General features: G+C 59.2%; 8 protein-coding genes. 3 read left to right on the top strand and 5 right to left on the bottom strand.

What is annotated here, in order from left to right; translation table 11 throughout:
* Both AC2CF9_RS01925 and AC2CF9_RS01920 read right to left on the bottom strand, forming a co-directional pair.
* The gene (locus tag AC2CF9_RS01925; protein ID WP_484556123.1) at window positions 1-462 is read right to left on the bottom strand and encodes a ribonuclease domain-containing protein; all 462 of its coding nucleotides are present in this window, start codon (window positions 460-462) and stop codon (window positions 1-3) included.
* An 87-nt stretch (window positions 463-549) separates the two neighbouring features.
* A complete protein-coding gene (locus AC2CF9_RS01920) occupies window positions 550-897 on the bottom strand; it encodes a helix-turn-helix domain-containing protein (RefSeq protein WP_039384236.1) in 348 nt (115 codons plus the stop codon).
* A gap of 288 nt (window positions 898-1,185) precedes the next feature.
* On the opposite strand from AC2CF9_RS01920, the gene AC2CF9_RS01915 reads away from it, so the two are divergent.
* The gene (locus tag AC2CF9_RS01915; protein ID WP_484556122.1) at window positions 1,186-2,340 is read left to right on the top strand and encodes an efflux RND transporter periplasmic adaptor subunit; all 1,155 of its coding nucleotides are present in this window, start codon (window positions 1,186-1,188) and stop codon (window positions 2,338-2,340) included.
* Between the two features lie 15 nt (window positions 2,341-2,355).
* On the top strand, window positions 2,356-5,508 hold the full coding sequence (locus AC2CF9_RS01910) for an efflux RND transporter permease subunit (protein WP_484556121.1): 3,153 nt from the start codon (window positions 2,356-2,358) through the stop codon (window positions 5,506-5,508).
* An 82-nt stretch (window positions 5,509-5,590) separates the two neighbouring features.
* Here the strand turns inward: AC2CF9_RS01910 and AC2CF9_RS01905 are convergent, their stop codons facing one another.
* Together AC2CF9_RS01905 and AC2CF9_RS01900 are read right to left on the bottom strand one after the other, a co-directional pair.
* On the bottom strand, window positions 5,591-6,076 hold the full coding sequence (locus AC2CF9_RS01905) for an RrF2 family transcriptional regulator (protein ID WP_039384233.1): 486 nt from the start codon (window positions 6,074-6,076) through the stop codon (window positions 5,591-5,593).
* Window positions 6,077-6,235: 159 nt separating this feature from the next.
* Window positions 6,236-7,435: an MFS transporter gene (locus AC2CF9_RS01900; protein ID WP_484556120.1), complete on the bottom strand. Its 1,200-nt coding sequence runs from the start codon at window positions 7,433-7,435 to the stop codon at window positions 6,236-6,238.
* Window positions 7,436-7,633: 198 nt separating this feature from the next.
* On the opposite strand from AC2CF9_RS01900, the gene tus reads away from it, so the two are divergent.
* Entirely contained in the window at window positions 7,634-8,563 is a 930-nt protein-coding gene (gene tus / locus AC2CF9_RS01895) for a DNA replication terminus site-binding protein (RefSeq protein WP_039384232.1), read from the top strand.
* Window positions 8,564-8,586: 23 nt separating this feature from the next.
* Here tus and fumC read toward each other — a convergent pair whose 3' ends face one another.
* The gene (gene fumC / locus AC2CF9_RS01890; RefSeq protein WP_484556119.1) at window positions 8,587-9,984 is read right to left on the bottom strand and encodes a class II fumarate hydratase; all 1,398 of its coding nucleotides are present in this window, start codon (window positions 9,982-9,984) and stop codon (window positions 8,587-8,589) included.
* Window positions 9,985-9,996 lie beyond the last annotated feature (12 nt).

Here is a 9,996-nt window from a genome sequence, read left to right as displayed (position 1 = left end):
CTAGTGCACCTTTCTGAAACTGCGATAGTGATCGCGCGTGAGGTAGATCAGCCCGTCGGAGGAGTAGATCAGACGGTCAGCGCCGCGTCGCCCGCAGCGGTAATTGACGTCCGCCTCATACCACTGCCGTCCCGCCTGACGCGGCAGCTGCTGTTCACGGTTACTGAAACGGTCACCGCCGATGGCGCGCCCTGGCAGAACCTCGCACAGATTGCCTTTATCCGGCTCCCATCCCTGACGGCGCGCGGCCGCTTTGGTCAGGTAAAAATCGGGCAGACGCTGATGCTGTACCAGCCAGTCCGCAACGCGTTCGGCCTGCGTCAGCGCATCAATGGTAGCGGAGGAGGAAACCGTGACGTGGCCAGCCGTGGGATTGGCAGGCGGCGTGCTAAGCTGTGGTCGCAGCGCGATCCAGCAGACAATGACGATCGCCAGCAGGCCGATCCAGCGTAATGTTGACATTGAGACACCCCTGAAAAAAGGAGGTCAGCATAGCAGATTCAGGCGGGAAATTGACGCGGGCCAGCGTGGCTGGCCCTGGCGGAGAACTTACTGCATGGCACCGGGTGCATGTGAAGCGTGACGACGCCACGCGCCGGGCGCTACGCCATACTGGCGCTTAAAGCTGCGGTTAAACGACTGCTGGGAATCAAAACCCAGCGAAATCGCTACGTTCAGAATAGGCTCGTTGGTCGTGGTGAGCCGGTCCGCTGATTTTTTCAGCTTTTTCGCCCGGATATACTCGCCCAGCGGATAACCGGTGTGCTCTTTGAACATACGCTGCAGGTGCCATTTGGAGTAGCCCGCCCGGTCAGCCACGGTATCAAGATCCAGCCGTGCTTCGATATTGTTATCGATCCAGTCAATCAGATCGTGCATAAACGCGTCGCTCATCATCCCATTCTCTCCCGTCGCCGTTACGAACAGTATCAGTATCAGTTGCAGTTACACTTTAAGGGTGACTGACTATCGCACTTAATGCAAGTTTTATTATTACATTAAATGCCGCACATAAAGCAGGGTTTTTCTCTCTGCGCTGAGCGCCCGTCAGACCGCACATAAAGTGTATCAGATATTCTTGCAGATGCACTTCGCCGCGACCTACACTCCTCCCGATTAATGCAATCGTTAAAGTTGCATATTTTTACGTCGTCTTTCGTGCTTCATCAACGTGGAATAACAATAATGTCCGGAAAAAAAGACAGGGTTCGTCAGGCTATTGGCCTGGCAGGCGCGGCGCTGCTGGCAGGTTTGCTGGCGGGTTGCGATCGCGGCGTGGCGCAAAACGCCCCGCCGCCGCCGCCGGAGGTGAGTGCGGCACAGGTGATCCGGCAGCAGGTCAGCGAATGGGATAACTTCAATGGCCGGATCGAGGCGGTCGAGAGCGTTCAGCTGCGCCCGCGCGTTTCCGGCTATATCGACCGGGTAAACTATCGCGAAGGCGATGAGGTTAAAAAAGGTCAGGTGCTGTTCACCATTGATGACCGCAGCTACCGTGCCGCGCTGGCGCAGGCTGAGGCGCAGCTCGCCGGTGCGCGCACGCAGGCGGCGCTGGCGCGCAGTGAATCGGATCGTACCGATAAGCTGATCAACAGCCAGGTGGTGTCCCGCGAGATCTGGCAGCAGCGTCGTTCGGCCACGCAGCAGGCGCAGGCAAGCGTGCTGGCGGCGCAGGCGGCGGTTGATATGGCCCGCCTCAACCTGAGTTTTACCCGCGTGACCGCCCCGATTGATGGCCGCGCCAGCCGCGCGCTGATCACCGCCGGTAATCTGGTCACGGCAGGCGACAGCGCCAGCGTGCTGACCACGCTGGTTTCCCAGGATCGGATGTATGTCTGGTTTGATGTCGATGAGGCAACATTTCTGCACTATCAGCAGCTGGCGCGCCAGGGCGAACAGCGCGGCGCCCTGCCGCTGCAGGTTTCCCTGACCGGCGAACACGGCTATCCGCATCGCGGCACGGTGGATTTTCTGGATAATCAGCTTACTGCCAGTACCGGCACCATTCGCATGCGCGCGCTGCTCGATAACCCGCAGCGCGAACTGACGCCGGGGCTGTTTGCCCGCGTCCGGCTGCCGGGTCGTGCCGATTTCACCGCGCTGCTGATTGATGATAAGGCGATTCTCACCGATCAGGACCGCCGCTATGTCTACATTGTTGATGCCGAAGGCAAAGCGCAGCGGCGCGATATCCAGCCTGGCGATCTCTCCGGCGGACTGCGTATTGTTCAGCAGGGTCTGCAGCCAGGCGATCGCGTGATCGTAAACGGTCTGCAAAAAGTCTTTATGCCCGGCATGCCGGTACAGGCTCAGTCAGTCGCGATGCGCCCCGCTCCTTAACCGAGACCCTACTCTATGGATTTCTCTCGTTTTTTTATCGACCGTCCCATTTTTGCGGCGGTGCTATCGATACTGATTTTTGCCACCGGGCTAATTGCGATCCCGCTGCTGCCAATCAGCGAATATCCGGACGTGGTGCCGCCCAGCGTGCAGGTACGCGCCGAATATCCCGGCGCTAACCCAAAAGCGATCGCGGATTCTGTGGCGACCCCGCTGGAAGAGGCGATCAACGGCGTTGAAAACATGATGTACATGAAGTCGGTGGCTGGCTCCGATGGCGTACTGGTCACCACCGTGACCTTCCGCCCCGGCACCGATCCCGATCGGGCGCAGGTACAGGTGCAGAACCGCGTGGCGCAGGCTGAGGCGCGTCTGCCGGAAGCGGTACGCCAGCTGGGGCTGACCACCCAGAAAATGTCGCCTACGCTGACGCTGGTTGTGCATCTTTTCTCCCCGCACGGCAAGTATGATTCGCTCTACCTGCGCAACTACGCCACCCTGAAGGTGAAAGATGAGCTGGCACGCCTCCCCGGCGTCGGCCAGATTCAGATCTTCGGCGCGGGTGAGTATGCGATGCGCGTCTGGCTCGATCCCAACAAAGTCGCCGCGCGCGGCATGACGGCCGCAGAGGTGATGACCGCCATGCGTGAGCAGAACGTGCAGGTCTCTGCCGGACAGCTTGGCGCGGAACCGACCCGCAAAGCCAGCGATTTCCTGCTCTCTATCAATACCCAGGGTCTGCTGGAGAGCGAAGAGCAGTTTGGTGACATCATCCTGAAAAGCACGGCTGACGGCTCTCTGGTCCGGCTGCGCGACGTGGCGCGTATTGAGATGGGCTCCGGCAGCTACGCCCTGCGCTCTCAGCTGAATAACAAGGATGCGGTCGGCATCGGTATTTTCCAGGCGCCAGGCGCGAACGCTATCGATCTCTCCGACGCGGTGCGGGCCAAAATGAACGAGCTGGCCACGCGCTTCCCGGAGGATGTGCAATGGGCTGCACCTTACGATCCCACGGTGTTTGTCCGCGACTCAATTCACGCCGTGGTGCAGACGCTGTTTGAAGCCATTGCGCTGGTTGTCCTAGTTGTGATCCTGTTTCTCCAGACCTGGCGCGCGTCGATTATTCCGCTGCTGGCGGTACCGGTTTCCGTGGTTGGCACCTTTAGCGTGCTCTGGCTACTGGGTTTCTCACTGAATACGCTCAGCCTCTTCGGGCTGGTGCTGGCTATCGGCATCGTGGTGGATGACGCCATCGTGGTGGTGGAGAACGTTGAGCGCAATATCGAACAGGGTCTGACGCCGGTGGCCGCCGCGCACCAGGCGATGCGCGAGGTGTCCGGTCCGATTATCGCCATTGCGCTGGTGCTCTGCGCGGTGTTTGTGCCGATGGCGTTTCTCTCCGGCGTGACCGGGCAGTTCTATAAGCAGTTTGCCGTGACCATCGCTATTTCAACGGTGATCTCCGCCATTAACTCGCTGACGCTCTCGCCGGCGCTGGCGGCTAAACTGCTGAAAGCCCATGACGCGCCTAAAGATCTGCCGGGCCGGCTGATTGACCGCCTGCTTGGCTGGCTGTTTCGCCCGTTCAACCGCTTTTTCCAGCGCAGTGCAACGGGCTATGAATCCCTGGTGGGCACCACGCTGCGCCGGCGCGGCGCGGTGTTTGCGGTTTATCTGCTGCTGCTTGCCGGCGCAGGCCTGCTGTTTCACAGCGTGCCGGGCGGTTTTATTCCCACGCAGGATAAGCTCTATCTGATCGGCGGCGTAAAAATGCCGGAAGGCGCTTCGCTGGCGCGCACCGATGCGGTGATCCGCGAGATGAGCGAGATTGGCATGCATACTGACGGCGTCGCCTATGCGGTTGCGTTTCCCGGCCTGAACGCGCTGCAGTTTACCAATACGCCTAACGCCGGCACGGTGTTTTTTGGCCTGAAACCGTTCAGCGAACGAACGCGCAGCGCGGCAGAGATCAACGCGGAGCTGAATGCAAAAATCGCTAAGATTCAGCAGGGTTTTGGCTTCTCGATTATGCCACCGCCAATTCTGGGCCTGGGCCAGGGATCGGGGTATTCGCTTTATGTGCAGGATCGCGGTGGCCTCGGCTATGGCGCACTGCAGGAGGCGATTAACACCCTCTCCGGTGCCGTGATGCAGACGCCGGGCATGATGTTTCCGATCTCCTCCTATCAGGCCAATGTTCCGCAGCTGGATGTGCAGGTCGATCGCGATAAAGCCCGCGCACAGGGCGTGGCGTTACCCGATCTCTTTACCACGCTGCAGGTCTATCTCGGCTCCGCGTACGTGAACGATTTTAATAAGTTTGGCCGTACCTGGCGCGTGATGGCGCAGGCGGACGGTGATTTCCGTGACAGCGTTGAGGATATCACTTCGCTGCGTACCCGTAATGACCGGGGCGAAATGGTGCCGGTCGGCAGCATGGTGCATGTCGCCACCACCTACGGCCCCGATCCGGTGATCCGCTATAACGGCTATCCCGCTGCGGATCTGATTGGCGATGCCGATCCGCGCGTGCTCTCTTCCGCGCAGGCGATGACGCAGCTGGAGATGATGTCAGCGCAGAGGCTGCCCAACGGCATGAATATCGAATGGACTGACCTGAGCTATCAGCAGGCGACCCAGGGCAACAGCGCATTGATCGTTTTCCCGGTTGCGGTCCTGCTGGCGTTTCTGGTACTGGCAGCGCTCTACGAGAGCTGGACGCTGCCGCTGGCGGTGATCCTGATTGTCCCGGTCACCATGCTTTCCGCGCTGGCGGGCGTCTGGCTGACCGGCGGTGACAATAACGTGTTTGTCCAGGTCGGGCTGGTGGTGCTGATGGGGCTGGCGTGCAAAAACGCCATTCTGATTGTGGAGTTTGCACGTGAGCTGGAGATGCAGGGTAAAAGCGTGACCGCTGCCGCGCTGGAGGCGTGTCGTCTGCGCCTGCGGCCGATTGTGATGACCTCAATTGCCTTTATCGCCGGTACGGTTCCGCTGATTCTGGGTGAAGGGGCTGGCGCAGAAGTGCGCGGTGTGACCGGTATAACCGTGTTTGCCGGGATGCTTGGCGTGACCCTGTTTGGCCTGTTCCTGACGCCGGTGTTCTACGTTACGCTGCGCAAGCTGGTAACGCGCCGCACGCGTGCGGAAAGCGCAACGTCACTTTAACAGCGGTACAAATGGAAAAGCCCGGCTGAAGCCGGGCTTTTTTATATCTTCCTGACCGTCGGACGCGCATGCAGCGCCGGTATCAACGGGTTTTCTGGCAGAGCCCGGCGGGTTCAGCGTCCGGCAGCGGTTCGCAATTGCTGGTATCGTTGCTTTTCAGTTCATTCAGCGCATCCGCCACGGTGCGCGTCTCCAGCACTTTCAGCGATGCCTCTTCCGCTTCCTGAGCAATCGATTTGAAATACCAGCAGAGGTTGGCGCTGACAAGACAGCGCGGTGCAACATCCGGCCGCGACGCCCACAGTTTTTTGTCTTCAATGACTGACGTATAGATATCGCGTAGCGTGATCTCCGCTGCGGGCCGGCCCAGGTGAATGGAGCCGGTACGACCCAGCGTCGAAACAATAATGCCGTCGCGCGTCAGCGGAACCATCAGTTTACGAATAAAGCTGGGATTTGCCTCCAGACCATACGCCAGAATAGCGCTGGTCGAGCGTTTTCCCAGTTGCTCCGCCATCGCGACGCTTAAAACCATCTGCAGAGCTGTCGGGAAGCGATAATCTAACATTTCAATATCCTGAGTTGCGGCTTATCTTTTTGTTTTTATAGCGCGTCAATGAGTGAACAATGAGCAATAAATATAACAAACACTGTTGCTTTTTAGAAGCAACCCCCACCGCACAGGGCACGGATTCCCCATCTGCGGCCCGGTTAGCGCACAAGCTGCTTAGTTTTGCACGGACGACGCCTGCGCCGGTAACTGCTGCTTAAGCAGCGCCACCAGCACAACGTTTATACCCGCCAGCCCGCACAGTACCCAGAGGGTCACGTCAGCGCCGGCATGCTCAGCCAGCCAGCCTCCCGCCAGCGGCGTCAGCGCCTGTCCGATCAGCGCCGGGCGCGCCATACGACCGGTGATAACGGCATACTGTTCCGGTCTGACAACGGCCAGCGGCAGCGTACCGCGAACGATGGCCCGCAAACCGTTTCCGGCGCCATACAGTACCATAGCGACCAGCGCCATTGCCGGAAACAGCGCCAGCAGCAGCAGCCCTGCTGCCACCAGTCCCACAGAGAACAGAGCGGTCCATATAGGATGGCTACGCTTAAACATCACATCCAGAAGCCGCGATCCGATCTGACAGGGACCGAGAATGGCGCTCAGCGCCAGCGCTGCGCTCAGCGAATAGCCGCCGGACTGAAGCAGCGTAATAAGCTGAACCGAGATGGCGGTCATAATAACCGAAGCGAGGGTAAAAATGGCGCACAGCAGCCAGAAAAGTCGCGGCGAGAGAGCGCTCTGCAGAGTATCAGAGGCTACGCCAGTCCGGCCTTCCCTGCTCCCGGTTTGCACGACCGGCGCCGGCAGCGCATAGCGGTAGGCGGGAAAGACCAGCAGAGTAAGCAGCGCAGCAATGATGAAACAGGCATCACGCCAGCCGGCGAACGCAATCAGCCATGCTGTTCCCGGCCAGACCAGCGTGGTGCATAAGCCCGAAATCAGCGTTACGCCGGTGATAGCGCTGCGCGCCTGTCCGCCATAGAGCGTGCCGAGCGTTGCAAACAGCGCATCGTAAAGGCTCATGGCCATTCCTGTGCCAATCAGCAGCCATGCGGCAAAAAACCAGCCCGGCTGGTAGCTCAGACCCATAATCACCAGCCCTGACGCCATTACCACACCGCCGCCTGCCAGTATCAGCGGCCCGTAACCACGGGCGATCAGTCGACCGCTAAGTGGAGCCAGCAAGCCGGAGACCAGGATACCGAGCGACAGCGCTCCATAAACCCACTGCTGAGACCAGCCGGTTTCAGCAATAATCGGCGCGGCCATCACTGCCATCAGGTAGAACGACCCACCCCATGAAAGGATCTGGACCGCACCCAGCGTAATAACAGCGGGTATCGCGGGTTTTGAATGATAGTGCACGGGCTTTCCGTATCAGGTAAAGCGTTGTTATAACATGGATATTCTGCAGGCTGAACTCTCTTCCTGTCAGGCTAGTGTTGATCTCCGCGGCCTGATCCCGGTAAAACTGAATTTTATAAGTTTGTTGTAACTAAAATAGAGGCTTGTCAGCGGTGCACGCACAGGTACATTAAGGATGTTGTAACAAAGGAGGAGAGTATGGCTCGCTACGATTTAGTCGCTGACTTACATGAGTGCGTTAATACGCTGGAACAGCGCCTTGGTGCGCTGCGCACCAGCATTGAACAGCAGCCGCTGCTGGTGGCGCGCGTGTTCAGCCTGCCGGCCATTGAAAAAGGTCACGAACATGATGAGATTGATAAAATAGCGGTGACGCAGCACCTGGGCAAAAGCGCGCGCGAGATGGCCCTCACCCACTACTGCCGGCTGTTTATGCAGCATCAGTCAGAAAAGATCAGTACCAAAGCGGCCGTGCGGCTGCCGGGTGCAATCTGTATTGAGGCGGACGAGCAGGCCGCTGAGCAGATCACGCAGCAGGTCAGCGAAATCAACGCGCTCAAACAGCGGCTGGAGCAGCTCATCACCGTGGAGTCAGGCTTGCCGAGCGAGGCCCGCTTTGAATTTGTGCATCAGCATCTGCGCGGGCTGATTACGCTGAACGCCTACCGCAGCGTGCCCCTGCTCAATGCGCCGGATACGCTGCGCTTTGGCTGGGCAAACAAAAACATCATTAAAAATCTGACGCGGGAAGCCGTTATTGAGCAGCTGGAACGCAGCCTGAAAGCGAATCGCGCTCAGGCTCCCTGGACGCGCGAGCAGTGGGCAGAAAAAGTTCAGCTGGAGCTGGAGCTGGTGCGATCGCTGCCCGCAGGCGCAAAGCTGAAAATCAAGCGGCCGGTCAAAGTGCAGCCTATTGCCCGCGTCTGGCGCGCCAGCGAGAAGAAACAGACGCAGCTGGCCTGCCCCTCTCCGCTGCTGGTACTGTGCCGTGACAAAACGCAGGTGCCGGTACTGGGCGAACTGCTGGATTATGATGCAGAGAATATCGCCCACCGCTATAAACCGCTGGCGCAGCCGCTGCATCTGATCATCCCGCGCCTGCACCTCTGGAGCGACCGCCTCGCCTGACGAAACGGCCGCCACCTGCAGGATTACGCTTTCATGCTGCCAACCATCTCTTCCGGGCGCACCCAGGCATCAAACTGCGCCTCATCGAGATAACCGAGCTGCAGCGCGGCCGCCTTAAGCGTCAGCCCCTCTTTATGGGCCTTTTTAGCAATTTCGGCCGCTTTGTCATAGCCAATGTGCGTGTTCAGCGCGGTCACCAGCATCAGCGACTCATTAAGCAGCTGATCGATACGCTCCCGTACCGGCTCAATACCGGTTGCGCAGTGATGATTAAAGCTGTCCATGCCGTCGGCCAGCAGCCGTACCGACTGCAGGAAGTTATGGATGACCATAGGCCGGAATACGTTCAGCTCAAAGTTGCCGGACGCGCCGCCCATATTGATCGCTACGTCATTACCCAGCACCTGACAGCAGAGCATGGTCATCGCCTCGCACTGGGTCGGATTGACTTTGCCCGGCATAATGGAGCTGCCCGGCTCATTTTCCGGGATGCTGATTTCGCCGATGCCGCAGCGCGGGCCGGATGAGAGCCAGCGAACGTCGTTGGCAATTTTCATCAGCGACGCCGCCAGACCTTTCAGCGCACCGTGCGCGTGTACCAGCGCATCGCAGGTCGCCAGCGCTTCAAATTTGTTGGGTGCGGTGATAAATGGCTGACCGGTCAGCGCGGCCAGCGCCTGCGCCACGCGGACGGCATATTCAGGATGCGTATTCAGGCCGGTGCCTACGGCGGTGCCGCCCAGCGCCAGCTCAGTCAGATGGGGAATGCTGTTTTCAACGTGCTTCAGATTATGCTCCAGCATCGCCACCCAGCCTGAGATCTCCTGCCCCAGCGTCAGCGGCGTGGCATCCTGCAGGTGCGTACGGCCAATTTTCACAATATCGCTGAATGCATCCGCTTTACCGGCCAGCGTGCTTTTCAGCACCTTCAGCTGCGGAATGAGCTGCTCGCGCAGTGCCGTAACGGCCGCCACGTGCATAGCGGTAGGAAAAACGTCGTTAGAGCTCTGGCTTTTGTTGACATCATCATTAGGGTGCACCAGCCGCGCCATACCGCGCTCGCCGCCGAGGATCTCGCTCGCGCGGTTAGCCAGTACTTCATTCATATTCATATTGGTCTGCGTGCCGGAGCCGGTCTGCCAGATCGCCAGCGGAAACTGATCGGCGTGCTGGTTTGCCAGTACTTCATCCGCCGCGCGGATAATGGCTGTTGCGCGATCGTCCGGCAGCAGCTGCAGATCGCGGTTAACCTCTGCCGCTGCCCGCTTGGTCTGCGCCAGCGCGCGGACCAGCTCAACCGGCATTTTCTCGGTTGAGATACGAAAATGCTCCAGCGAGCGTTGGGTCTGTGCCCCCCAGAGTTTATCTGCCGGCACATCAACAGGACCCATTGAATCTTTTTCAGTGCGACTGGCTGCCATAGCCCTCTTCTC

Source organism: Pantoea sp. SYBGC1 (genome assembly GCF_057197005.1).
The sequence above is the reverse complement of the archived record's forward strand: the minus strand, read 5'-3'. Positions and strand labels throughout refer to the sequence as shown.